The organism is Pseudomonas sp. BR20 (genome assembly GCF_050780135.1).
In the GTDB taxonomy this organism is placed as follows: Bacteria; Pseudomonadota; Gammaproteobacteria; order Pseudomonadales; family Pseudomonadaceae; genus Aquipseudomonas.
The window spans coordinates 495,078-520,105 of sequence record NZ_CP172012.1 but is presented as its reverse complement, the minus strand read 5'-3'; the positions used below and the strand labels follow the sequence as shown (position 1 = coordinate 520,105).

19 protein-coding genes are annotated in these 25,028 nt (G+C 59.6%); 10 read left to right on the top strand and 9 right to left on the bottom strand.

The features are described 5' to 3' along the window. Positions 1-353 precede the first annotated feature (353 nt). Positions 354-995 carry a BRCT domain-containing protein gene (locus ACHPFG_RS02335; protein WP_431701513.1) on the bottom strand — a complete coding sequence of 214 codons (642 nt, stop codon included), beginning with the start codon at positions 993-995 and terminating at the stop codon, positions 354-356. A gap of 210 nt (positions 996-1,205) precedes the next feature. Between ACHPFG_RS02335 and ACHPFG_RS02330 the strand changes: the two genes are divergently transcribed. The 3 genes from ACHPFG_RS02330 to ACHPFG_RS02320 all read left to right on the top strand — a co-directional run bounded on the left by ACHPFG_RS02330 (position 1,206) and on the right by ACHPFG_RS02320 (position 5,194). Continuing rightward, the gene (locus ACHPFG_RS02330; RefSeq protein ID WP_065941133.1) at positions 1,206-1,712 is read left to right on the top strand and encodes a sigma-70 family RNA polymerase sigma factor; all 507 of its coding nucleotides are present in this window, start codon (positions 1,206-1,208) and stop codon (positions 1,710-1,712) included. After that, a complete protein-coding gene (locus tag ACHPFG_RS02325) occupies positions 1,709-2,671 on the top strand; it encodes a FecR domain-containing protein (protein WP_431701512.1) in 963 nt (320 codons plus the stop codon). The genes ACHPFG_RS02330 and ACHPFG_RS02325 overlap by 4 nt, the downstream gene beginning before the upstream one ends. Before the next feature lie 99 nt (positions 2,672-2,770). Further along, positions 2,771-5,194 carry a TonB-dependent siderophore receptor gene (locus ACHPFG_RS02320; RefSeq protein WP_431701511.1) on the top strand — a complete coding sequence of 808 codons (2,424 nt, stop codon included), beginning with the start codon at positions 2,771-2,773 and terminating at the stop codon, positions 5,192-5,194. Positions 5,195-5,402: 208 nt separating this feature from the next. On the opposite strand, the gene ACHPFG_RS02315 is transcribed toward ACHPFG_RS02320, so the two are convergent. The 4 genes from ACHPFG_RS02315 to selD all read right to left on the bottom strand — a co-directional run bounded on the left by ACHPFG_RS02315 (position 5,403) and on the right by selD (position 9,432). Further along, positions 5,403-6,344, bottom strand: coding sequence for a DHH family phosphoesterase (locus tag ACHPFG_RS02315; RefSeq protein ID WP_431701510.1), 942 nt, complete (start codon positions 6,342-6,344; stop codon positions 5,403-5,405). Beyond that, positions 6,341-7,537 carry a cysteine desulfurase family protein gene (locus ACHPFG_RS02310; RefSeq protein ID WP_431701509.1) on the bottom strand — a complete coding sequence of 399 codons (1,197 nt, stop codon included), beginning with the start codon at positions 7,535-7,537 and terminating at the stop codon, positions 6,341-6,343. The genes ACHPFG_RS02315 and ACHPFG_RS02310 overlap by 4 nt, the downstream gene beginning before the upstream one ends. Positions 7,538-7,610: 73 nt before the next feature. Beyond that, positions 7,611-8,381 carry a sulfite exporter TauE/SafE family protein gene (locus ACHPFG_RS02305; RefSeq protein WP_431701508.1) on the bottom strand — a complete coding sequence of 257 codons (771 nt, stop codon included), beginning with the start codon at positions 8,379-8,381 and terminating at the stop codon, positions 7,611-7,613. A 1-nt stretch (position 8,382) separates the two neighbouring features. Beyond that, positions 8,383-9,432 (bottom strand): selenide, water dikinase SelD, encoded by a 1,050-nt coding sequence (gene selD, locus ACHPFG_RS02300; protein WP_431701507.1) that lies wholly within the window; start codon positions 9,430-9,432, stop codon positions 8,383-8,385. A gap of 370 nt (positions 9,433-9,802) precedes the next feature. Between selD and ACHPFG_RS02295 the strand changes: the two genes are divergently transcribed. Next, positions 9,803-11,932 (top strand): M48 family metalloprotease, encoded by a 2,130-nt coding sequence (locus tag ACHPFG_RS02295; RefSeq protein ID WP_431701506.1) that lies wholly within the window; start codon positions 9,803-9,805, stop codon positions 11,930-11,932. 73 nt (positions 11,933-12,005) lie between these two features. Here the strand turns inward: ACHPFG_RS02295 and ACHPFG_RS02290 are convergent, their stop codons facing one another. The 4 genes from ACHPFG_RS02290 to ACHPFG_RS02275 all read right to left on the bottom strand — a co-directional run bounded on the left by ACHPFG_RS02290 (position 12,006) and on the right by ACHPFG_RS02275 (position 18,283). Beyond that, complete coding sequence (locus ACHPFG_RS02290; protein ID WP_431701505.1) at positions 12,006-13,322, bottom strand: OprD family porin; 1,317 nt, start codon at positions 13,320-13,322, stop codon at positions 12,006-12,008. A 382-nt stretch (positions 13,323-13,704) separates the two neighbouring features. After that, positions 13,705-13,920: a hypothetical protein gene (locus tag ACHPFG_RS02285; RefSeq protein WP_431701504.1), complete on the bottom strand. Its 216-nt coding sequence runs from the start codon at positions 13,918-13,920 to the stop codon at positions 13,705-13,707. A 234-nt stretch (positions 13,921-14,154) separates the two neighbouring features. After that, positions 14,155-15,261 carry an agmatine deiminase gene (gene aguA, locus ACHPFG_RS02280; protein WP_131696950.1) on the bottom strand — a complete coding sequence of 369 codons (1,107 nt, stop codon included), beginning with the start codon at positions 15,259-15,261 and terminating at the stop codon, positions 14,155-14,157. Positions 15,262-15,382: 121 nt separating this feature from the next. Continuing rightward, positions 15,383-18,283: an aminotransferase gene (locus ACHPFG_RS02275; protein ID WP_431701503.1), complete on the bottom strand. Its 2,901-nt coding sequence runs from the start codon at positions 18,281-18,283 to the stop codon at positions 15,383-15,385. 147 nt (positions 18,284-18,430) lie between these two features. Here ACHPFG_RS02275 and rfbB point away from each other — a divergent pair, with 147 nt between their 5' ends. From rfbB to ACHPFG_RS02245, 6 genes are read left to right on the top strand one after another with little or no spacing between them, the layout of a single operon-like run. Continuing rightward, positions 18,431-19,513, top strand: coding sequence for a dTDP-glucose 4,6-dehydratase (gene rfbB / locus ACHPFG_RS02270; protein ID WP_431701502.1), 1,083 nt, complete (start codon positions 18,431-18,433; stop codon positions 19,511-19,513). After that, a complete protein-coding gene (gene rfbA, locus ACHPFG_RS02265) occupies positions 19,510-20,385 on the top strand; it encodes a glucose-1-phosphate thymidylyltransferase RfbA (RefSeq protein ID WP_431701501.1) in 876 nt (291 codons plus the stop codon). The genes rfbB and rfbA overlap by 4 nt, the downstream gene beginning before the upstream one ends. Next, positions 20,382-20,927 carry a dTDP-4-dehydrorhamnose 3,5-epimerase gene (rfbC, locus tag ACHPFG_RS02260; RefSeq protein ID WP_431701500.1) on the top strand — a complete coding sequence of 182 codons (546 nt, stop codon included), beginning with the start codon at positions 20,382-20,384 and terminating at the stop codon, positions 20,925-20,927. The genes rfbA and rfbC overlap by 4 nt, the downstream gene beginning before the upstream one ends. After that, positions 20,924-21,793 (top strand): dTDP-4-dehydrorhamnose reductase, encoded by an 870-nt coding sequence (gene rfbD / locus ACHPFG_RS02255; RefSeq protein ID WP_431701499.1) that lies wholly within the window; start codon positions 20,924-20,926, stop codon positions 21,791-21,793. Before rfbC ends, rfbD begins: the two co-directional genes overlap by 4 nt. Positions 21,794-21,829: 36 nt before the next feature. Then, positions 21,830-23,638: a sensor histidine kinase gene (locus tag ACHPFG_RS02250; RefSeq protein WP_131696956.1), complete on the top strand. Its 1,809-nt coding sequence runs from the start codon at positions 21,830-21,832 to the stop codon at positions 23,636-23,638. Next, positions 23,635-25,011, top strand: coding sequence for a sigma-54-dependent transcriptional regulator (locus tag ACHPFG_RS02245; RefSeq protein ID WP_259244607.1), 1,377 nt, complete (start codon positions 23,635-23,637; stop codon positions 25,009-25,011). Before ACHPFG_RS02250 ends, ACHPFG_RS02245 begins: the two co-directional genes overlap by 4 nt. Positions 25,012-25,028 lie beyond the last annotated feature (17 nt).

The window sequence follows — 25,028 nt, the reverse complement described above, 5'->3', positions numbered from 1 at the left end:
GCAGACCGACAACGTGCTGACATCTAAAAAATCCCGAGTTCGATTCCACCGAACGCCATAACTAGCTGATTTGTTTATAGTTACTAGTTGGGGTACGCCGAATTTTCCAGCGAACTCCAGATGCCCGAAAAACCTACTCTCGCCGAAACATACCGTTCGTCTGGTGCCGCACCATACAAAACAAGGCCTCGCAGCAATGCGGGGCCTTGTTGTTTCTGGTACTTCCACTTTTTGTCCACACACACTGAAACCCGTGGGAGCGAGCCTGCTCGCGATGAGGCCGTCAAAACCAACGACGATCTACTGACCAAGACAAAGAGCTGCCTTTCTAAGGCACCAAAAAAGAAGCAATCTCAACCAAACAGCACCCTTTGCCAATGATCCTCACCCACAATGGCAATCGAAGCTCCTGCCTCCCGCAACTCCACTGCCTTCATGATCTTCGTTCCATAAGTCCTGTGGCGCCACTGCTCATTACCTACACTACCGACCATCAGGTAATGCACCTTCTTACTCACACCGCCCCCAATCAAACCACCTCGTTCTTCGACCAGCGCCTGACAATCCTTACGCGGCCCAAAGGCCATGACACCCGTAAATACGAACATCCGGCCATCCCACACCAAATCAGGGGCCGGTAAATTGAAGGGAAGGTCCGTAGGAGCAACGGCAACAGCACCGCCGACCTTCGCGCCCTCAATGCCCACTCCAGAAAAACCACGCAGGATGTTAAGCAGCTCCAGAGACTCATCCTTGTCTAGCGCATCGTCCTGAAGCATGCACGCCAAACGCGAATACAGCAGATTGATCACCGGATCATTCAGATGCGCGAGATTGTTTTCCAACCATTGCTTTAGAAAAACCGCTTCTGTGATGTTCACAACACCGTCGGCCGTAATCCCAGCGGCCAACCCGACCAAGGCATCGGCGGCGCGTCGATCGATTCGGGCGCGGTTGAAGAATTTACTGTTCTCGAACTCGTGGTGTAGATCCATTAGAAAATAAATCCGTCCCTTTTTCTGTGCAGCGGTCGATAGCGCTGGAGGGTAACTTCTCGGGTCCGAATACCCCGGTCAGGGTAATTCAAAGGCCTTCAGGAATAGTGGCAGAGAATTCCACCCCATCAAACAGGTGTAAACACTGTACAACCATTCGCCCGATCAATACGATGAGAAGCATTATCATTCACGCAGCGCGAGCCTCACATGCAGGATGCCAGCCCAACATCGTCTGTCGAACAGTTGTACGAGAATCATCACGGCTGGCTACAGGGCTGGCTGAACCGGCGATTGGGGCACAGTGCCGACGCCGAGGATCTGGCCCACGACACGTTCATCCGCGTGCTGCGCGCCCCGCAGCAGGTGCGCGAGTTGCGCCAGCCCATGGCGTTTCTCGCGGCGATTGCCAATGGACTGCTGGTCAATCGCTGGCGCCGCCAGGAGATTGAGCGAGCTTATCTTGAAGCGTTGGCTGCTCGGCCCGAAGGGGGGGAATCGTCACCCGAGGACCGGTATCTGGTGATCGAAACCTTGTTGCAACTCGACTCCCTGCTGATTGGCCTCTCTGAGCGCATACGGCAGATTTTCTTCATGTCTCAGCTCGACGGCCTGACGTATCCGCAGATCGCTGCGCAGTTGGGGCTGACTGTCGCTCAGGTGCAACGGGCCATGGGCAAGGCATTCAGTGTTTGCTATGCGAGCCGTTTCGAATGAGGGTCGAGATTAATCAGCAGGTGCGCGATATCGCTATTGATTGGCTTGTCAGGATGCAGTCCGGGCTTATGAGTGCGCCTGATCTGGAGGCATTGCGGTGTTGGCGCGAGGCGAGCGATGAGCATGAGCAGGCCTGGCAACGTGTCGCCAGCTTGCCGCTGTTGCAGCAGCCCGGCGCGAATCTTTTGCGCGATGCTACCGCGCGCAGGGCACTGGCGTCGGCTGGGCCGGACATGCAGAAACGTCGGCAGGTACTCAAGCGCCTGTTGGTCCTTGGTGCGGTTGGCGCAGTTGCCTGGCAAGGCGCGGGGTCCACGCCAGTGCGCGCCGCACTGGCGAACCACCGCACAGGAACGGGCGAGCGCCGCCAGTGGACGCTGGCTGACGGCACCTCGCTATGGCTGAACACGGCCAGTGCGGTGAACCTGGATTTTAATGACCAGGTGCGTCGCATCCAGATGATAGAGGGCGAGCTGGCCTTGAATGTGCGAGCAGAATCGCGCCCGCTGCAGTTGATCACGCCGGACGCGATCCTGCAGAGCCGCGAAGCGCAGTTGCAAGTGCGCCATGACCGGCAGGGCACGCAGGTCACCGTAATAGGCGGCCAGGTGCAGGTGCACTCACGCGGCCAACCCACGTCCTCTTCACTTGAGGCCGGATGGCAGGCACGCGTGGATCGCCTGGGTATCGGCGTACCGAGCCGCCCCGATCTGCTGGTCGCCCAGGCCTGGCTGCGCGGGATTCTGCCAGCGGATCGCCTGCGCCTGGATGCCCTGGTGGCGGAACTCTCGCGTTACCGTCCCGGTGTTTTACGTTGTCACGAGCAGGTGTCAGGGTTACGCCTCACAGGCAGTTTTTCGCTGGATGACACCGATGCAGCATTGACGCTGGTAGCGCGCACGCTGCCGGTGCGTATCGAGCGCATGACCCGCTATTGGGTCTCGATCGTACCCGTCTGAAATTATTTTTTTCGCTGTGCGATAGTTTTTTCAAACTCGCTTGGCCTATAGGGATCACCCACCCGCCAGAGGTGGGTCTTGACCCCTTAGGAGCCCCGTATGACTTCACCTTCCCGCGTCCTGCGTGCCCGTACGCTTGGGCTGTTGTTGCTCAGCGTGCAACCGCTTTGCAGCCTTCCAGTCTTTGCCGCGGGTAGTTCGCAGCATTACAGCATCGACGCAGGCCCTCTGGATTCTGCGCTGTCACGTTTCGGCGCACAGGCGGGAATTACCATGGCGGGCAGCTCAACGCTGACGGCTGGCAAGAAAACCCAGGGGCTGCAAGGCGATTTCAGTATGGAAGCCGGCCTGACGCAGCTGCTGCTCGGCTCGGGGCTGACCTATGAGCGCCAGGACGACGGTAGCCTGCTGCTGGTACCGAGCAACAGCGACGTGCTGGAGTTGGCGCCGACCGCCATCAGTGGCACCGCGTACGACACCTCGTTGGGCCGCAACGATGGCCTGGTCGCCAGCCGAACCATGAGTGCCAACAAGACTGATACGTCGATCATGGAAACGCCTCAATCGATCAGCGTGGTCACCCGTAAGCAGATCGATGCTCAGCAGCCACAAAGCATCGGGCAGGTGCTGCGCTACACGGCGGGGGTCAATGGTGAAGCCAACGGCGTCGATACCCGGCGCGACACTATTAGTATTCGTGGCTTTGACGCGACGACTGGCGGTGGTATCTATCGCGACGGTCTGCGCCAGTACAGCTTTGCCAACCAGAGCCGTGCCGTGGGTGAAGTCTATGGACTGGAGCGAGTGGAAGTGCTGCGCGGGCCATCGTCGGTGCTCTATGGTCAAAGCTCACCGGGCGGCATGGTCAACGTGATCAGCAAGCGTCCCACCGATGAGCCGCTGCATGAGCTGGTGATGCAGGCAGGCAGCTTTGATCGCAAGCAGTTGGCTGCGGACTTCGGCGGGCCGCTTACGGATGATGGCGTCTTGACCTATCGCCTCACCGGGCTGTGGCGAGAGAGCGGTACGCAAATCGACTACGCCCGTGATGACCGTCAATTCATCGCCCCGGCAATCAGTTGGCGCCCCTCGGACGACACCTCGCTGACGGTTCTGGCGTCATTTCAAAAAGACCGCAATGTGCTGGGCTACTACGCCTTGCCACGGGTCGGCACCCTTGACAGCTCGCGTTACGGACGGATCGCCACGGATCGTTTTGTCGGCGACCCTGACTTCGACAAGTACGATGTAGAACAGTGGTCACTGGGGTATCAGTTTGAACATCACCTCAATGATATCTGGACATTCCGCCAAAACGCCCGTTACAGCCGTTCCTACCAGGAACAGCGCACGATTTACCAATACGGCCTGGATGACGACCAGCGCACAGTGGGCCGTTTCGGTTATCTGGGCCACGAAAAGGTGAAGAATGCGCTGCTCGATAACCACTTCCAGGCCCAGTGGAACGCCGGCCGTTTCGAACATACAACGTTGGTCGGTATCGATTTTCAACACGCCAGTACCAACCAGTTGGGGGGTGGCAACGTGGTTGATCCCCTGGATATCTATGCGCCGGTCTATCACCAGGATTACAGCGACCTGGACGCCTTTTACGACATCAACCAGCGTCGTCAGCTTGACCAGGCGGGTGTGTATCTCTCGGAACAGCTCAAATTTGACGAGCACTGGGTCTTCAACCTGGGGGGTCGCCAAGACTGGGCACGCTCGAAAACGGTCCATTACGCCACCGATACTGCGGCAGACCTCAAGCAGCGCGATCACGCCTTCACGTGGCGGACCGGGGTGATGTACCTGGCAGACAACGGATTGGCGCCCTACGCGAGCTATTCCGAGTCGTTTTTTCCTAACATCACGGCGGTGGCGCGTGACGGCAGTGCGTTCGAACCCGAAACCGGTCGCCAGTACGAAGTCGGGATCAAACTCCAGCCCAAGGGGAGTGACAGCTACGTGACCGTCTCGCTGTTCGACCTGACACGGCAAAACGTATTGACTGCCGATCCTGCCAACAATCGTTTCTCGGTGGCGACCGGAGAAATCCAGTCGCGCGGTATCGAACTGGAAAGCAAGGCGCAGTTGTCCGACGCTCTGGAGTTGATGGCCAACTACAGCTATTCACACCTTGAAATTACCCGCAGCAATACGGCCGATGAGAAAGGCAATCAACCTGGCAATACCCCTGAACAACTGGCCTCGCTGTGGTCGCAATACACCCTTCAGGGCGGTGCGCTATCTGGCTTGGCGATAGGGGGAGGAGTACGCTATGTCGGCAAGAGCTATATAGATTCGCAAAATAGCGAAGGCATTCCCCACTACACGCTGTTTGACGCCAGCCTGAGCTACGACCTGGGCAAGCTGTCTTCATCCTATGCAGGGGCGAAGCTGGCGCTCAATGCGTCCAACCTGACCGACGAAACCTATGTCTCTCAGTGTGGTTACACCGGCGACAGCTGCAAATACGGGTATCGCCGAAATGTGACCGGGTCGGTGAGTTACAACTGGTAAGGCGTTGCGCTTACTTGCGAAAACTATCGATTGGTCAGCGCCCCCTTGGCGACCGGATCGGCAAGTAAGCGCAATTGCCAGACAAAACCGAGTACGGAAGAGCCCCTGCCAAAAGTAAAGATTTCAATCTCGGACGCGTACTTTTCTGATGCGCAATCCATAACCGACTTTTTCAACAGAATCGGCCAAAAGCAGCCCTTCGATGTGGCTACAAAACCAGAGGCGGTTTACTCACAACAGAGATGCTGGCCGCCCCCAACTTCAACAGTTCCTTACGTAGCAGCGAGCGCTCAAGCACAGCCATTCCGGCCCGCCATTCGATCGACAGCAAATGGCTCAACTTTTGTTGGCTGATCAAGGGCTCGGCCAGAAAGTAGCTTTTGCACTCGCGAATGCTGATGACGTTTAACAGCCAGTCTCCACCCTGCGCCGCCAGCCAGTGACCGATCGCTGAACGATGCGTTCGGATCAGCGCACTGGCATCCCACACCACCATCTGCGCGAAAAGCTGCGGCAGGTTGCTATCGGCTTTCAGCCACTTAATATCCAGCGCCAACGCGCCAATCAGGTCTGACTCGATAGTGGCTTGACACTCGGAGAAGTATCGCTCGGGCCAGTCCGTTTCCAGTTTCGCCCGCCGTGCAAGGACTTCATAAGCCCGGATATCCGATTGGGTGGTCAACTGCCCTGTGAAATTCAGGGTATTGTCCAGAATTGCCGTGGCCAGCAATGCAGCACTTTTTTCGCTGATTAGCGGCAACAGCTCTACCGCTTCCCAACGCTGAAAAACCAGAGTCGCCGCTGCGCCGATCGGCAGGATGTCTGCCGCAGATCCGAGTTTCCGCGCCCAATAGTTTTCAAAGCCTGGGTGATGGTCAATGACTTCCACCACCTGTTCAAGAACCACCACAGGGTCGAAATAGTGGTAGTCGGAAACATCCACCAACACGAACTCATCACCCGCTCTGGGCAGATATTCGTCCAGAGATGATTGCCATCCAAGCACAGTCCTGGAGATGCTGGCATTGAGCGGGGCGCTACTGACGGCCCGAGCATCAACGCCTTGGAGATTCAATAGCTCGGCGTAGGCAATGCAGCAGGCATACGCGTCGATGTCCAGGTACGCCGAGCCTGAGGTCACCACCCTCATAACACGTGGACCACAGCATGAGCTGCCGAGACAGTCGAAGACAGCTTCAGCGCATGAGCGATACCCTTCAGAATCCGCTCATACGCGAATTGACACTGTTCTTCGTCGATGGAAATGCGCACCGTGGCCCCGGCGATCCGGTCGGAATATCCCAGTTGTGTAACCGTATTGGACAGACTGAGTGTCTTGTCCGAGCATGCCGACCCACCGGTTATGTAGATCGACTGCGTGTTCAAGGCCCGCTGCAGTTTTTTTGTATTGACGCCCGGCAATGCAATAAAACTCACACAAGGTACACGCGGTGCTTGCTGACCGATCACGACCACTTCGCCCAGCATCGCTTGCAGCGTACGTTCAAATGTTTCCCGACTCTGTTGCACCGCGACTTTACCGTTGCCGTACTTGTGCTGTTTCTCCTGCAACGCGGCTTCAATCGAAAGAATGCCCGGATAGTTCTGAGTACCACCGCGCAACCCGCCTTCCTGGCCGCCACCAACAATTAATGGCAACAAACCGTAGCGGTTTCTGGTGTAGAGAAAACCGGCACCGGGCAACGCCCCGAACTTGTGTCCTGACGCAATGGCGAAATCAACGCCGGATGCGTGCAGATCCACAGGGATTTTTCCGATGGCCTGGGTCATGTCCGAAAACAGCAAACCACCCCAAGCCTTCACGTGTCGGGCAATTGCTTCGATCGGTTGAATCACGCCGGTTTCGTTATGCACTGCCATAACGCAAACCAATGTCGGGCGACCTGCATGGGCACGGAGCAACTGCTCCAATTGTTCAGTGTCGAGCAGCCCGTTCATTTGATGCCCGATCGCTATGGCTTGCAGGCCTTCCAGGCCGTAGCGCCTTATGTTCTGCAGGGTGCAGGAGTGTTCGATCGCTGAGTAGAGCACCAAGGGTTGCTCATGTTTGTAGCGTTCGAAAAAATCATGAAACACCTGGCTACAGCCCTCACTGGAGCCGCTGTTGAAAATCAGGCAGTCGGCGTCCACTTTCAAAAGGCTGGCGATGCTGCCTCGTGCCCGTTCCAATCGTTCGAGCAACTGAACGCCGAGGGCGTGATTGGCATTGGGGTTGGCGCATTGGCGGGTCGAAAACAACGCTTGAAGCATGTTGCTGACCGCCATTGAAACCGGTGCCGAACCACAGACGTCGGCATAAACTGCATCCACAGCAATATCCATATCAAACACTTCCAGTTTTCTGATTTATGTCACTCAGGATGCTGCTCGCAAAATGCGAACAGAGGCTCGCAGGTCAAATAAGCAAGCGCAGCATGAGCTGGACCGAGCACAGCAAAATGAACGCATTCAGCGCCTGCTTCAGATGCCTCGAGTCCAGCCGATGAGAAAGCATGGCGCCGAGGAAACCACCCACCAATATCCCCAGCACCAATTCACCTGTGTAGCCGAGAAAATCCATGGTTGAACCCACTCTGCCGAATAACGCCCCACTTGCTCCGATGATACCGATCAGCGCCGAGGTCGAAATGGCCTGCTTTATCTGCAGGCCAAACAAGCTGACCAGTACAGGTAGGTAGATGAACCCGCCGCCCTGCCCGACCAGCCCGCACAATAGGCCAAGCACCAGCCCTATCAGTGGCAACGACAGCGATTGATGGTTGTACAACAGGGGCACCGGCTTATGGAACAAGTACGTCACCAACAACGACATCAACCCCAGCAGTCCGAAGACGAACAGGATGAAGTTTTCGCTGAATGCATCAGCATGGAGCGAGGCAAAAAAGTTGGCGAGAGCCATCGGTACGGCAAAGCTTCTGATCACTCGCCAATCCGGCTGAAACTTGATGCGGTGCAGCGCGAACGACACGAGAGACGAAAAGAAGCCTTGTGCGGAAGACAGCCCCGTCACGACTTCAATCGGCAGTTTCTGACCGGACAATATCGGATAAATCAGCACCAACAGGGGCGTCACGATAATGCCCCCACCGATACCGAACAGACCTGACATGAAACCGGCCATCACGCCCACACCGACCATAACCGGGTAGATTGTCACGGCTACCATCTCAGCAGACTTTGATCTTGCCGGTCCCTTCCGTCATCCGACCGATAACAATCAGATCAGGGCAAAGCGCCTTCCACTTCTGACGGTTCTTTTCAAATCCTTCGGCACTCACAGTGAACAGCAAACCGCCATTCGTTTGCGGGTCATGCAACAGAAACTTTCTAGCCAGTGGAGGATCAGCTACGTACTCCACGTTCTGCGTGTACTTTTTAATGTTAGAGAAAATACCGCTGTCAGCCGAAGTCACCGCCACCGCCAATGACTCTGTGCCGTCATAAAAAACCAGACCGCTTGTATCCAGGTCAACATCCAGTTGCCCCAGCCCGACCATCTCACTGATATGGCCGATCAAACCGAACCCGGTGATATCAGTCAAACTGCTAACCTCAGGACTTTCGCTCAGTGTGCGGCCAAACGCGTTGTCGCCGGTAATCTGGGCAAGCGTCGACGCAGCAATATCCTCTTGTTCAATCACTCCGGTCTTCAGGGCATTGGCGAGGATGCCGACACCGATCGGACGCGTCATGACCAACAAATCACCGGACCTGGCCGTGTTATTTTTCTTCAAGCGGTGTTTTTCCACCTCACCAATGATCGAGAAGCCGTACAAGGGCTGGCTGTTCTTGATCGTATGGCCACCGACGATGCTGACATTGAACTTGTTCATCACCGACTGGGCGCCAAGGATCATCTGCGTTACTTGCTCGACCGAAACCAGTTCCGGGTCGAACGCCATGATCGAGTTGGCAATAAGCGGACTCCCGCCTGAAGCAAAGATATCGCTTACAGCGTTGCTGGCTGCCAATTGGCCGAAGACATAAGGGTCGTTGACTATCGGGGAGAAAAAATCGGTGGTGAATAAAAGATATTTTTCACCTGCGTCATAAACAGCGCAATCGTCAGAAGACTCAAAGCCCAATACCAACCTGTCATCCGAAACCGTATTGGCTGCTGCAGTTTGCGACAGAATCTTCGTTAACACACTGGATGGGATCTTGCACCCGCATCCACCACTCTCAGATTTATCCATGATCTGACAAAACATCGACATCGGTTTTCCTTAAAATCCATTTTTCTATAATTAAAACAGCGTATTGCGTGCTTAAAAATACTGTTAGGTCCTATTTCTGCCGACAAAAACTCGCATGTTTTCATTGCAGAAATATGACGGAATGGAGGCGTTTTTGAAGTCATGCGGATGTCAGCGCGCAGTGGTGTATGAACCGCCAAACCGGAATTATCACTTCGTTCAATAGGCGGTGCGCATGCACGCCTGCCTGGTAATACCGGGCAATAGGCAGGGCTGTGCTGGCTGGGCAGGCGCCATTGCGTGCAAGCCCGGCTCCCCCAGAAGAGCGCCTCGGCATGGGGCGCTTTTTTCGGTATAAACCTGCACACCCCCGCGTTGTGAACGGACTCCCATGAACGCCCTGAAACTGATCTGCCTCCTCATCGTTTTCCCGCTGTTGCTGGCCGCCCTCGGCGGCTGGGAGCGTCAGCGTGGTGAGGACGCAACCACAGCGTTGATCGATTACCACCTCAACCTTGATAAAGCCAAGCACCCGTTGCAAGCGCTGACAGCCAGACAGCCCGCGAGTAGTGTCAACCTGCCTGATGGCGTCATCAGCGTTGCGGAGGCCCTCTCGCGCCTGGAAAAAATCGAAGCCGAACTGCCCATTGCCCATCGCGTGAACCGTGCGATGCGGGCCCTGGCGCCGTGGGTGATGGGCTTGGGTCTGTTGGCGGCGTTGATTGGTGTGGCTGCGTTGGCGGGTACGTACTGGGCGGGGCGGCGGGCACGGCAGTCACGGGAGAGGTTATTGCAGGTGTTCTCCCTGGGCAGCCGCCTGTTGCCTTACGTGCTTGTCGGCCATGTGGTGGCGGTGGCGGCGGCCGTCGCGTTGGCGTTGAGTTTCGAAGGCTTGGCGATGTGGCATATCGGCCGGCTGGGCAGTGGCGAAGTCAAGCTGATGGCGGTGCTGGGGGTGGTCGCGGCGTTTTGTCTGTATTCGATCTGGCAGTTGCTTAGACAGCTGCGTCCTATGCTGGGGATGTTCAAGCCCGAGCCGCTGGAGATGTTCGGCCAGCTGGTGACGCCCGCGCAGGCTCCAGGGTTGTGGCGCCATGTGGACGAGTTGGCGGGTAGGCTCAGCGCGCTGCCACCGGACCACATCGTGGTGAGCCTGGCCCAGGGCTTTTACGTGACGTCCAGCGCGGCCACTGTGCAACCGGCGAATACTTCGCTGCAGGGGCGCACCTTGCATGTGCCGCTGCTGTATCTGGGCCTGCTGAGCCGCGAAGAAATCAGCGCGGTGATCGGCCATGAGCTGGCGCACTTTGTGGGGCAGGACACGGAGTACAGCCTGCGCTTTTTGCCGATCTACGATGGGGTTAATCGCAGCCTGGAGGCGCTGTTGAACACGATGCTGGCCAGCGATTTTATCCAGGGACGGCTGATGCGGCCGTCGTTCATGTTCGGTGTGTTTTTCATGCAGCGCTTTGATGACGCGGTGAACCACTGGAGCCGTGAGCGCGAATTGTTGGCGGACGCTGCCGGCGCGCAGTTGGCGGGCCCTGCTGCGGCGGCTTCGGCGTTGTTGCGGGTGTCGGTGTTGCAGCCGCACGTTGAGGATGCCTTGTTGGCGTTGTGTGAAGCAGGGTCGGCTACAGACCTGCCCGACGCCGTGTTCGCGCGCTTGCGTGAGTGTGAATTGCAACCATCACCCGAAGCCCTGGAGATTCATCAACCGCATCCGACCGACTCCCACCCCTCCAATGGCGAACGCCTGCAAGCGCTCGACGTGCCACTGGACGATACCCTGCGCGGTGCCACCCGCGAGGTGGATCGCGACGTAGCGAATGCGCAGATGGACGCCTATTTCAGCGCACCCCAGGCACTGCGCGAGCAGCTGTCTCGGGATGTGATGGACGTGGCCGTGTCGGAGAACACGGCGCACACCCATCTGCTGGAAACCTTGGCCGCTTCGGCCGAGGGTGAGCGTAGCTTGCATGAAGGCGGCCAGTGGCGCGGGGTACTGATGGCCGTGTCGAGCCTGCCCTTTGTGCTGGCTGCGCTGTTTATCCTGAGTCGAGTCTGGCTCGCCCCGGAGCGTTTGAAAGGTACACCGCTGTCGGCAGTCGGCGCTGGCGCGTGTCTCGGCATTATTGGGCTGGGCCTGCTATGGCTGGGCATCCGTCGATTCAAGCGTGCGCCGCAGACCGCGTTGCGCCTGACGCCGGAGCATTTTGTGTTCAATAACCTGGCGCAACCGCTGCCCATCGAACATATCGAGGAGATCACGTTGCAATTTGTCCAGGGCATCTGGGTAACCGTCCAACTGACGCCCGAGGCGCCATTACCCGCAACGCGCAAGACGGCGTTCGGCGTACCCGGCGTGCGGATCAACAAGAAGAAACGCCAGGTGCTGCTGCTGATGGCACAGCTGTGTATCGACAATAAAAAGATCGAACCCTATGAGGGGTTGTCCTTGATGCTCGACTACAAGAATGCAGCGTTGGCGCGCAAGATTTTGCAGAGCCGCCAGGACTGATGCACACACATAAAAAAACCCCGAACCAGTCGGGGTTTTTTATCGCCTGGAATCAGGCGCGACGTGCGATCAGTTAGAAAACGTTGATCGGGTAGTCGGCGAACAGACGCAGTTCGTTACCGCCAACATTGTAGTTGCTGGCGTTGTTGGAAACGCGCAACCACGAGGCGCGAGCACGCAGGCTCAGGTCTTTGGCTGGACCGCTCTGCACGACGTATTTGAACTGGTTGAAGATTTCACGTTCGGTGCCATTGCCACGGCCACTGCCGTCGTCAATGTTAGTACCGCGCACGTAGGCCACGTTGTAGGTCAGGCCAGGCACGCCGAAGGTGCTGAAGTCCAGACCGTAGCCGGCTTGCCAGGAGCGCTCGTCCTTGCCGTTGAAGTCGGACCAGTAGGAGTTGGCCAGCAGGATGGTGTTGCCACCGTCGCCGATGCTACCAGCGTTGCGGTAGCCGCCGTACAGGTAGCCGGTGTCGCCAGTACTGCGCTGGTGAGCGACGGTGAAGCTGTGCGGGCCCACAGCCCATGTGGCGCCCAGGCTCCAGATCTTGTTGTCGCGAGCGTCTTCGCTGCGTTGGTTTTCCAGGGCGAAGCTCTTGTCCAGCTTGGTTTTGTAGCCGTTGAAGTCAAAGGTCAGCGACTGTTTCTCTGGCAGGGCCAGTACGTAGTTGACGTTGACGTATTGCTTCTTCAGCACGTCTTGCATGTCGGAGGCGTACAGCGCGGCCGACAGGCTTTCGGTAAATTTGTAGCTACCACCGACGTAGTCGATGCTTTTCAGACGGCCGCTGTCGGTGCCTTCGGCGCTCTTGCGAGCTTCCTTGGTGAAGTGACCGGCGTCGAGTTGCAGGCCGGCGATCTCTTTGGAGACGATCGACGTACCCGTGAACGTTTCGGACAGCAGACGGGAGTTGTCGTAGGCCAGGACCGGAACGTTAGGGAACTGATCACCGTACTTGAGCACAGTGTTGGAGACGCGGAACTTGACGGCTGCGCCACCTTTGGCAAGGTCGTGTGGTGCCGAGCCTGGGTTTGCCGTGCCATCGGGGTTAGTGGTGCCATTACCTTGTTTGAAGAAGTCGATACCGCCCGCGCCGGCGCGACCTTGGCCACCGTCCAGACGGATAGCATATTGGCCGATCACGTCCACACCCACACCGACGGTGCCTTGGGTGAAGCCGGACTCGAACTTGCCGATGAAGCCTTGGCCCCATTCGGCTTTGTCTTGCTGGCCGTTTTTGTAGTCACGGCTGATGTAGGCGTTACGGGCTGCGATGTTCAGGTGGCTGTCTTCAACGAAACCCTTGGATTGCTCCTGGTCGTTTGCCATTGCGGTCGATGCGCTCAAAATCCCCAGAGCGATCAGACTCATCCGTTGCTTCAACATTTTTTTGTATTCCTTATTACGGGTTGAGTACGCGCTATGACACCAGGCTCCACGTCGCTTTTCTGGTATCGACTTTTTCCGAAAAAAGAAGGCCCGCGGACGAATGAACATGCCGCGGGCCTTTTCTTATTGGATGAGTCATGGCGGTTAGCCACAGGCGTTGGGCGCAATCCTAGTCGCGCGTTGAACTATGTGTCAATTTCGTGAATCGTCTGTATTTAGGCGAAATAATTCTAAGCAACGGCCTATGGCCTTTCTGAAAACGACCAAATTCCGTCTTCAGCGACCTCTGAAACACATCTCGTAACATAATTTCAGAGTCGGACGTTTGGTGATGGATACCGCGCGCAAGCAAGGCAACTGCGGGGTCAACGATATTTTTTCAGTTGCTCATCAACTCGCACAACGCGTGCATTTCATCCTCGCTGAACAACCCCACCGGGTAGCGCTCACTCATCACACTGCGCAAGTCCGACTGCTGCCTGACCTGGCGCGAGCCGTTTTCCTTCAACCAGAGCCCCAGCGAATGGATCGCGTCACTGTCAACCCGCGAAGGGTGGAAGGTGCGCGTGTACATCGGGTTGATATCGGCATTCATTTCAGCGCTCTCTCCTGCTGTGTGAGCGGCTAACTTACTCAAGGTTTATGACAGAACTGTGCGGTCATCACCCTGGGCCACTGGGGCAACACCGATACAAGAGCTATGCCAATGTCGCGTGTTTATAGGTGGTCGGACACAAAAAAGCCCACGACCGTGTTGGGCCGTGGGCTTGCTGTAAATGCTCAGACTGAGTAGCGCCCGTTCGCAGAAAAGGCGTTGTTACAACTGCACTCAGTTTTTATGCGGAGCCGGCTGTTGTTGGGTCAGGCAGTGGATATTCCCGCCACCCAGTAACAGTTCACGGCCCGGCACCATCACCACTTCGTGCTGCGGGAACAGGTTCTGCAGGATGGCCTTGGCTTCACTGTCCAGCGGGTCGTCGAAACTTGGCGCGATGATGCCGCCGTTGACGATCAGGAAGTTGACGTAGGAGCCCGCCAACCGCACGGTCGGATTACGTTCCTGTGTGCCGTCCACCGGGTCGACCCCGGCGCACTCTTCCTCAGTGGCATACAACGGCCCCGGGATCGGCATTTTATGCACTGTGAACGAGCGCCCCTGGGCGTCGGTGCTGCTTTGCAGGACGGCCATGGCGGCGTGGCAACGCGCGTAGTTCGGGTCTTGCGGGTCGTCGGTCCAGGCCAGTAACACTTCGCCCGGGCGCACGTAGCAGCAGAAGTTATCCACATGGCCGTCGGTTTCGTCGTTGAACAGGCCGTCTGGCAGCCAGATGATCTTATCCACAGCCAGGTTGGCGCTGAGTACCGCTTCGATCTCGGCACGGTCGAGGTGCGGATTACGATTGCGATTGAGCAGGCATTCTTCGGTGGTGATCAGGGTGCCTTCGCCGTCGACGTGGATCGAGCCGCCTTCCAGCACGAAGCCCTCTGTGCGGTAACGCGGCGCGCGCTCGATTTCGAGGATCTTGCCGCCCACCTGCGAGTCACGGTTCCACGGCGAGTACAGGCCACCGTCAAAGCCGCCCCAGGCATTGAAATCCCAGTTCACGCCGCGCACTTCGCCACGGTCGTTGATCACGAACGTCGGCCCGGTATCACGCACCCAGGCGTCATCGCTGGACATTTCCACCACACGAATATTCGGCACATCCAAGCGGGCACGGGCATTTTCGTACTGGCCGGCAGAAACCGCCACGGTCACCGGCTCAAAACGGGCGATGGCCTTGGCCACGGCCACGTGAGCGGCCTGCGCGGGCTTGCCGCCCAGGCGCCAGTTGTCCGGGCGCTCGGGCCACACCATCCAGGTTTGGGTTTGTGGCGCCCATTCGGCGGGCATGTGGAAGCCATCGGCGCGGGGGGTGCTGTGCAGGGTGGTCATGGCGATCAGGACTCCGAATGGGGTAAAGGCCGACTTTATAACGGATAAAAATCGGCTTTAAAAGCGAACAAACAGGCTAACTGATAAATATGACAGTCAATGACCGATAACAATCGATTATTTACAATTGCTCATCCAGCACCTTCGACAGCATGTCGACAAAGAAGTCCACGCTGCGCCTGGACGTCACCATCGGCGGCTTGATCTTGAGGATGTTCAAATAATCGCCAGTCGGCTGCATGAAAATCCCCAATTCCCGCAATCGATCACACAACAGGGTGGTCTCCTCGGTGGCGGGCTCCAGGGTTTGCCGGTCACGCACCAACTCCAGGCCCAGATAGAAACCGGAACCGTGAACCGCGCCCACCAGAGGATGACGGTCGATCAATGCTTCCAACCGCGCCTTGAAATGCCCGCCAACCACTTGGGCGTTTTCCCACAATTTTTCTTCTTCCATCACATCCAGCACCGCCATGCCGATCCGGCAACTCACCGGGCTGCCCCCCGACGATGAGAAGAAATACCCCTCGGCCTCCAATGCCTCGGCGATCTCGCGACGGGTGATCACCGCGCCGAGTGGCTGGCCGTTGCCCATGCCTTTGGCCATGGTGATGATGTCGGGCACCACGCCCTGCTCTTCGAAGCCCCAGAAGAAATGCCCCATGCGGCCGTAGCCGACCTGCACTTCATCGGCGATGCACACGCCGCCCTGGGCACGCACCAACCCGTACACCTGCTGCAAGTAACCCGGCGGCAGGGAGATGCCGCCGGCGTTGCCATACACCGGCTCACAGATAAACCCGGCCAATTGGCGCTTGCTCGCAGCGATTTTCGCCAGGTTATGTTCCACGCTTCGTACGTAGTCCGGGGCACTGTCCTGCCCGCGGAATTCACCGCGATAGGTGTTCGGCGCGGTGACCGGGTGGACCCACTCCGGGCGGCTGCTCAGGGCCTGGGGGTTGTCGGCAATCGAAGTGGACACCGCATCCGCCGCCACCGACCAGCCGTGGTAAGCCTCCAGCACACTGAGCATGTCGCGCCCGCCGCTGTAGGCCCAGGCCAGGCGGATGGCCAGGTCGTTGGCCTCAGTGCCGCTGTTGACCAGGAACACCCGATCCATTCCCGCCGGCGCCAGCGCCAGCAAGCGCTCGGAAAACTCGGCAATGGCGGCATAGTGAAACCGCGAGTTGGTATTGAGCAGCGACCATTGCCGCGCCGCCACCGCCGCCATGCGCGGGTGGCCGTGACCCAGCACGGCGACATTATTGAGCATGTCCAGGTAGGAACGGCCCTGCATATCGATCAGGTGGTTGCGCCAGCCGCGCTCGATGCGTGGCGGGTCGACGTAATAGTGCTTCTGCGACCGCGCGAAACTGGCGTCACGCCGGGCCAACAGGGCGTGGGCGTCGAGTTCCGGTTCGGCATCGCAGGCCAGTCCCAGTAATGCCGCAGGCGATGGACACAAGGCTTGCCAGGCCAAGGCACGGGACGGTGTACAAAACAGCGGCGGTTCGAGGTCGGCACGGCACAGTTGCACGGTCAGCGGCCCATGGACCTCACCGAGAACCTGCCCCTTCACCAGCAATGAACCGTGCTTCAACCGGGTGTTCACGCCCCACAGCCGCACGCTCAGCTCGACCCCTTGCACGCTCACAAGGCCATCGGCGTCCTGATGCAGCGTTCCGGCGAAAGGCGCCTCCAACACCGTGCCATGGGGCAAATGCAGCTCTACGTGGAGGGGGAAAGTGTGCGGTTCGGCGGCACTGTCCGGGCAGGTACGCGACAGCCGATATTGGCCATAACGACTTGCCGCCAGTCCATGCACGGTTGCCGCCTGATCCAGCAGATGCCGATCAATGCCGGGCAGTTCCCAGTTGCCGGCTTCGAAATGCGGGCTGAGCACGCCCAGGTCGATCAGCGCGAACTCACGTCCCACCAGGCCCGGCAGCAACGGCGCGAAGTCCTGGCTGGCAATCGACGGCAGCGTCTCACCGACACTGCTGAGAATCGCAGCCTCCATCAGTTCAAACGGCACCGACGTCGCCACATGGAAAATTTCCCACTCGTGCTCGGCGTTTTTCAATAGATAAGTGTTGTCCGGATCCAGGCGTTGCTGCTGTTCGCTGCTTAATACCAACACTGCCGCACGGGCGACGATCAGCGGCCACAATGCCTGCAATTCCTCGCGCTGCAGCGGGGTCACGGCGTGGCAGGCCTGGACCGCCGGCAGGATGGCAAAAGGGTCGCCCTCGGCATGGTGCAACAGGGCCGCGCAGGTCACCGACAAGTCGGCAACCCGCCAGGTGTTCACCAGGTCGCCGAAATCGATGACGCCTTGCAGTTGCCAGTGCCGTTGCGCATCGCGCTGCCAGACCACGTTGTCATCGGTGATGTCCATGTGCACCGCTTGCCTGGGCAGGCGGTCGGCCAGGGGGCGAATGCGCTGCTCAACCTGCTCGGCCACCTGTTCCAGTGCGGCGCGGTGGGGCAGGTTTTCCAGGGTCGCCAACAGATGGGTGATCAGTTCCCGAGCATGGCGCGGGTCCCATTGCAGGGTACGGTCCAGTCCAGGGTGCGAGAAATCAGCCAGCGCGAGGCTCATGCGCCCGCACAGGTCGCCAAAGCCTGCGATCACGTCGCGCCCCAAATGCGGCAGATGGGTCAAGGGCTGGCCGTCGATATAATCCAGCAGCCGCAGGTGCAGGGGCTGGCCATCGACCGTCACGCTCAACAGCTCTTCACCGCTCAGGGCCTTGATGACCTTGGGCACCCGCACGGCCTGCAGGGTGTTGAGGGCCGCGTGCTGGGCCTGCAGCTCAATCGCGGCGTAGTCGCCCCGGCAGATTTTCAGAACAAACCGGCCGCGGGTGCTGTCGACTTTGTAATTGAGGTCTTGCTGGCTGCCCAGTGACTGCAACGTGCCAGCAAGCCCGTAATGCTGCATGAGAAGTTGAGCCGCCTGATCGGCACCTACTTGGGGGCAGGGCAGACTGGCGCGATGGATCAACGTGGCGAGCAGCATGGGGGGATGACCTCGAATTTTTAGAGGTGTATATCGCCATTTTTCAGGGGGTTTACGCAACCCCCACACACATGCCGTCCTGCCCAGCGCCACAACACAGGCTATGCTGCACTCGCTAAACGTCCGTCTAAGGAAAGGGCCCCCGACATGCGCATTCTCATTACCGGTGGCGCCGGTTTTATTGGTTCTGCCTTGATACGTCACTTGATTCAGCACACCGAGCACGAGGTGCTCAACCTCGATAAGCTCACCTACGCCGGCAACCTGGAATCGCTGACCAGCATCGCGTCCAATAGCCGGTATGAGTTCGTTAAGGCCGATATTATCGACCAGGCCACCGTCAGCGCCGTGCTCGCACGCTTCGAACCCCACGCGATCATGCACCTGGCCGCCGAATCCCATGTAGACCGTTCGATTGACGGCCCGTCGGATTTTATCCAGACCAATATCGTCGGCACTTACAGCCTGCTGGAGGCCGCCCGTGGCTATTGGCAAACACTCGCCGAGCCAGAAAAACGTGCGTTTCGCTTCCACCATATTTCCACCGACGAAGTCTACGGCGACCTCCACGGCGTGGACGACTTGTTCAGCGAAACCACGCCCTACGCGCCCAGCTCGCCCTACTCGGCCAGCAAAGCCGCGTCCGACCACTTGGTCCGCGCCTGGCAACGCACGTACGGCCTGCCCGTGCTGCTGACCAACTGCTCCAACAACTACGGCCCCTTCCATTTCCCCGAGAAGTTGATCCCGCTGGTCATCCTCAACGCCCTCGCAGGCAAGCCATTGCCGGTCTATGGTGATGGTTTGCAGGTGCGCGACTGGCTGTTTGTCGAAGACCATGCCAGGGCATTGCTCACCGTCGTGACACAAGGCGTGGTCGGCGAGACCTACAACGTCGGCGGCCACAACGAGCAGAAGAATATCGATGTGGTCCGCAGCATCTGCACCCTGCTGGAGGAATTGGCCCCGCAGCATCCCCATGGGGTGGAGACATACACCGACCTGATCACGTTCGTGAAGGACCGTCCAGGGCACGACCAACGCTACGCAATCGATGCCGGCAAGATCGAACGCGAACTGGGCTGGGTACCCGAAGAGACCTTTGAAACCGGGCTGCGCAAAACCGTGCAGTGGTACCTCGATAACCTGGAATGGTGCCGCAGGGTCCAGGACGGCAGTTATCAGGGTGAACGCTTAGGCAATACCGACACGAGGGATCTGATTGCATGATGAAAGGAATCGTATTGGCCGGTGGCTCCGGCACCCGCTTGCACCCCATCACCCTGGGCGTGTCCAAGCAACTGCTACCGGTGTATGACAAGCCGATGATCTACTACCCGATCTCGGTGCTGATGCTGGCCGGCATCAAAGAGATCCTGGTGATATCCACCCCGGCGGACTTACCGCAATACCGCAACCTGTTGGGCGATGGCAGCCAGTTTGGCGTCAGCTTCAGCTACGCCGAACAACCGCAGCCGGACGGCTTGGCACAGGCCTTTCTGATTGGCGAACAGTTCATCGGCGACGACCCCGTGTGCCTGATCCTGGGCGACAACATTTTCCACGGCCAGCGTTTCAGCGAGCAATTACATGCAGCGGTCAAGCGCGGCAAAGGTGCCACGGTATTTGGCTATTGGGTCAAGGATCCGCAGCGCTTCGGCGTGATCGACTTCGACAGCGAAGGCCGCGCCCTGTCCATCGAAGAAAAACCCACCACCCCCAAATCAAGCTATGCCGTCACCGGCCTGTATTTCTACGACAATGACGTGGTCAGCATCGCCAAATCCGTCACACCCTCCGCCCGTGGCGAATTGGAAATCACCGACGTCAACAACGCTTACTTGAAGCGCGGTGACTTGCAGGTGGAGCGCTTCGGTCGAGGTTTCGCCTGGCTGGATACCGGCACCCACGACAGTTTGCTGGAAGCCTCACAGTACGTGCAGACCATCGAACACCGTCAGGGCCTCAAAGTGGCATGCCTCGAAGAAATCGCCTACAGCAACGGCTGGATCGACCGCGACCACCTGCTCGAACGCGCCCAATACTTCGGCAAAACCGGCTATGGCCAATACCTGTACACCCTGGCGGGAGACAACCGGTGAACGTCGTTGACACTTCACTCCCCGGCGTAATGATCATCGAGCCCAAGGTGTTCGGTGACGAGCGTGGTTTTTTCTACGAAAGCTTCAATGCTCGCGCCTTTGCAGCGGCCACCGGGCTCAAGCGCGAGTTTGTCCAGGACAACCACTCGCGCTCGCAAAAAGGCGTGCTGCGGGGCCTGCATTACCAACTGGAGCACACCCAGGGCAAACTGGTGCGGGTTACCGCCGGTGAAGTGCTGGACGTCGCCGTGGACATTCGCCGCAGCTCGCCGAACTTCGGGCGATGGGTCAGCGTGCGTTTGTCGGCGCAGAACCATCGCCAGCTGTGGGTGCCGGAAGGGTTTGCCCATGGGTTTGTGGTGCTGAGCGACTCCGCCGAGTTCCTGTACAAGACCACCGACTACTACCAGCCGAGCGCGGAACGCAGCATCCTGTGGAACGACCCGACACTCGCAATCGACTGGGAACTGAGCGAACCGCCGCAACTGTCCGCCAAGGACCAGGCTGGAAAACTGCTGATGGACGCCGATCTATTCCCATGAAAATCCTGATCACCGGCCAACACGGCCAAGTCTCCCAGGCGCTGCAAACGCAGCTTCAGGGCCTGGGCAAACTGATTGTGCTTGGCCGCGAGCAACTCGATCTGACCGACGCCGAACACATCCGCCAGCAGGTGCGCGCCCATCGCCCCGACCTGATCATCAACGCCGCCGCCCACACGGCGGTGGATCAAGCTGAAAGCGAAGCGGACCTCGCCTTCGCCCTCAACGCCATCGCCCCCGGTGTTCTCGCCGAGGAAGCCAAGGCCCTGGACAGCCCGTTGATCCACTACTCCACCGACTACGTGTTCGACGGCAGCAAGCCGGCGCCCTACACCGAAGCTGACACGCCCAACCCCTTGGGCGTCTACGGCCAGAGCAAACTGGCCGGTGAGCGGGCGATTGCCGCAGTGGGCGGCGCACACCTGATCCTGCGCACCAGCTGGGTCTACTCCAACCACGGCAAGAACTTCCTGCTGACCATGCAGCGCCTGCTGCACGAGAAACCCCACCTGCGAATCGTCGCCGACCAGATCGGCGCGCCGACGTGGGCCGGGACCATTGCCGCCAGTACGCGGGCCCTGATCGAACGCTGGCAAGCGGGCAAGGCCGGGGAATGGGGCATCTACCACCTGACCGCCGAGGGTGAAACCTCGTGGTTCGGCTTTGCCCAGGCGATCGGCGAGCACCTGCGCGCCAGCGGCCGTGCCTGTGCCGAACTGGAGGCGATCCCGTCCAGCGCCTACCCGACGCCCGCCCGGCGCCCGCTGAACTCACGCCTCGATTGCAGCCACCTGCGCCAGCAATGGCACGTCAGTCAGCCGCTGTGGCAAGACGCACTGCGCGAGTGTCTTGCCGGGCAGCACTAGGCATAATGCGCCTGTACCCACAGGCGCACGACTCCCATGACCCCACCCCTTCCGCGAAGACCCCGCTGGCGCAGCCTCGCCCTGTTGGCCCTGTGCCTGGCACCGCTGCTGTGGCCGCTGGAGCATTTGGCAGAGCGCTACTATCGCAGCGAACTGGCCGGGCAAAACCGCCAGACCCTCGACCTGTACGTCGCCAACCTGCTGGGCACCCTGCATCGCTATGAAGTGCTGCCGCAGATTCTCGGCGACTTGCCGGCCTTGCGCACGGCGCTGGATGCACCACAGGTAAGCACCAACCTGGTCAACGCCAACCTGCTGCTCAAGGACGTCGCCGCCCAGGCCGGGGTCGAGGTGATGTACCTGATGGACACCACCGGCAAGACCCTTGCCGCGTCTAATTGGGACAAGCAGGACAGTTTCGTCGGCCGCAACTTCTCGTTCCGGCCCTATTTCAGCGAAGCCATGGCCGGGCGCCTGGGGCGGTTTTTCGGTCTGGGCACCACCTCGGCCAAGCGTGGCTATTTCTTCGCCGCCGCCGTGCGCGATGGCGACAAAATAATCGGCGTCCTGGTGGTCAAGGTCGACCTGGACCACACCGAAAGCCTGTGGGGCAACACGCCCGAGCAACTGCTGGTCACCGACCACAACGGCGTGGTGATCCTCACGTCGCGTCCACAATGGCGCTTCCGTGCCACGCGGCCGCTGACCGCCGAAGAGCGCCAGGCCATCATTGCCATCCAGCCCTACCCCACACGTGACCCGCAGCCGCTGACCCTGAGCAACAGCGCATGGCTGCGCCAATCCACCGCCATCGCCGAGACCGGCTGGAATGTGGAGATCCTTGCACCGCAATCCTTGATCAGCCGCCCGGTGCGCACGGTGGTTGCGGTGGGCGGCGCCACGTTGCTGGTGTTGATGCTGCTGCTGGGCCTGTTGATGCAACGCCGTCGCCACTACCTGGAACGTATCGCCTTCGAAGCCAAGGCCCGCCGCGAGCTGGAAATGCGTGTGGTCGAACGTACCAGCGATCTGGAAGGCCTGAACCGGCGCCTCAAACAGGAAGTGCTGGAGCGCGAACACGCCCAGCAGGAACTGGTGCGCGCCCAGGATGACCTGGTGCAGGCCGGCAAGCTGTCGGCGCTGGGCACCATGTCGGCGAGTATCAGCCACGAACTCAATCAACCCCTGGCGGCGATTCGCAGCTATGCGGAAAACGCCGAGATCCTGCTCGACCACGAGCGCACCAGCGATGCCCGGGGCAATCTCAAGCTGATCAGCGAACTGACCGGACGCATGGCCTCGATCATCGCGCACCTGCGCGCCTTCGCCCGGCGCGATCGCCATGCGCCGGAAAGCGTGGCCCTGCAACCGGCGCTGGACGATGCGCTGGCGCTGCTGGCCAAGCGGCGGCGGTCGATGGAAGTCGAGCTGATCCGCGATTTGCCGGAGGCGACCCTGTGGGTGCAGGCCGGCGAAACCCGCTTGCGCCAAGTACTGGGCAACCTGCTGGCCAATGCCCTCGACGCCCTCACCGAAAAAGGCCCGCCGCGCAAACTGTGGCTGAGTGCCGAAACCACCGCCCAGGGCGTCAACCTGTACATTCGCGACAATGGCCCAGGCTTTTGCATGGAAGCGTTGGGCCGCGCCAGCGAACCGTTCTACACCACCAAAACCCGTACCCAAGGCTTGGGCCTGGGCTTGGCGATCTGTGAAACCCTGATGCGTGCCTTTGGTGGCGAACTGCTGTTTGCCAACCACAAGGAAGGCGGCGCGCTGTTAACCTTGAAATTGCGCGCCGGCTCGCCGGGCGTCAGTCTGCAACCGTCCGAGGACCGCAGTGTATGAGTATCGATAACCAGATTCAGGTGGTGTTGATCGACGATGATCCACACTTGCGTCAGGCCCTGTGCCAGACCCTGGACCTGGCCGGGTTGAAAGTCCTGACCCTGGGCGAAGCCACCGGCCTCACCGCGCGCCTGTCGCGGGATTGGCCGGGCGTGGTGGTCAGCGATATCCGCATGCCCGGCATGGACGGCCTGGAGCTGCTGGCCGAGCTGCACGCCCAGGATCCGGACCTGCCGGTGCTGCTGATCACCGGCCACGGCGACGTGCCGCTGGCGGTGCAGGCCATGCGCGCGGGTGCCTATGACTTCCTCGAGAAACCCTTCGCCAGCGACGCCCTGCTCGACAGCGTGCGCCGCGCCCTGGCCCTGCGCCGATTGGTGCTCGACAACCGCAGCCTGCGCCTGGCCCTCAGTGACCGCCAGCAGTTGAGCACGCGCCTTGTTGGACACTCCCCGCAAATGCTGCGCCTGCGCGAGCAGATCGGCGCCCTGGCCGCGACCCGTGCCGATGTGCTGATCCTCGGTGAAACCGGCGCCGGCAAGGAAGTGGTGGCCCGCGCACTGCACGACCTGTCGAGCCGACGCAGCGGGCCGTTTGTGGCGATCAATGCCGGGGCGTTGGCCGAATCGGTGGTGGAAAGTGAACTGTTCGGCCATGAGCCCGGCGCCTTTACCGGGGCGCAGAAACGCCGCATCGGCAAGTTCGAATTCGCCAATGGCGGCACGTTGTTCCTCGATGAAATCGAAAGCATGAGCCTGGACGTACAGGTCAAGCTGCTGCGCCTGTTACAGGAGCGTGTAGTGGAGCGCCTCGGCGGTAATCAGCTGATCCCGCTGGATATCCGCATCATCGCCGCCACCAAAGAAGACCTGCGCCAGGCCGCCGACCAGGGCCGCTTCCGTGCGGACTTGTACTACCGCCTCAACGTCGCGCCACTGCGCATTCCGCCACTGCGCGAGCGCGGTGAAGACGCGCTGATGCTGTTCCAGCACTTCGCCGACGAAGCCAGCAGCCGCCACGGCCTGCCGTTGCACGAGTTGCAACCGGGCCAACGCGCGCTGCTGTTACGCCACAATTGGCCGGGCAATGTGCGCGAATTGCAGAACGCCGCCGAGCGCTTTGCCTTGGGCCTGGAGTTGGCGCTGGACAACACGCCGGACAGTCCCGCCAGCAGCGTGCTGACTTCCACGCCGGGCGGCTTGAGCGAGCAGGTCGAGCAGTTCGAAAAAAGCCTGATCGCCGCCGAGCTGACCCGCCCCCACAGCTCCATGCGCAGCCTCGCCGAAGCACTCGGCGTACCGCGCAAGACCCTGCACGACAAACTGCGCAAACACGGCCTGAACTTCGCCAACCAAAGCGCTGACGACGAATGACCCTGCCCACCCATCAA